Source organism: Psychroserpens mesophilus (assembly GCF_050617655.1).
Taxonomy (GTDB): domain Bacteria; phylum Bacteroidota; class Bacteroidia; order Flavobacteriales; family Flavobacteriaceae; genus Psychroserpens; species Psychroserpens mesophilus_A.
Genome location: NZ_JBODQC010000425.1, coordinates 1 through 243 on the forward strand (window position 1 = coordinate 1; position 243 = coordinate 243).

Annotated in this window: 1 protein-coding gene; it reads left to right on the forward strand. The window is 24.7% G+C overall.

What is annotated here, in order from left to right:
* A partial coding sequence (locus ACRHNM_RS17865; RefSeq protein ID WP_431137982.1) for a hypothetical protein occupies positions 1 to 243 on the forward strand: 243 nt, incomplete at both ends.

Here is a 243-nt window from a genome sequence, read left to right on the forward strand (position 1 = left end):
CAAAATTGATTGATTCAAATCTACTTTGGTCAAAACATAAAGCTTCAACCTTTGATAATTCAATTGAAAAATTTCTTATAAATGCTATTGAATATTCTAAATACAAACACAAAAAGCATTTTAGAAACTACAACGAATTATCTCCTAAAGAATATGAAGCAATAAAAAAAATACTTAGTCCTATCATAAGTGACAGAAATAAGTTAAACACAATTAATACTCTTGAATGGTTAGGTATACATA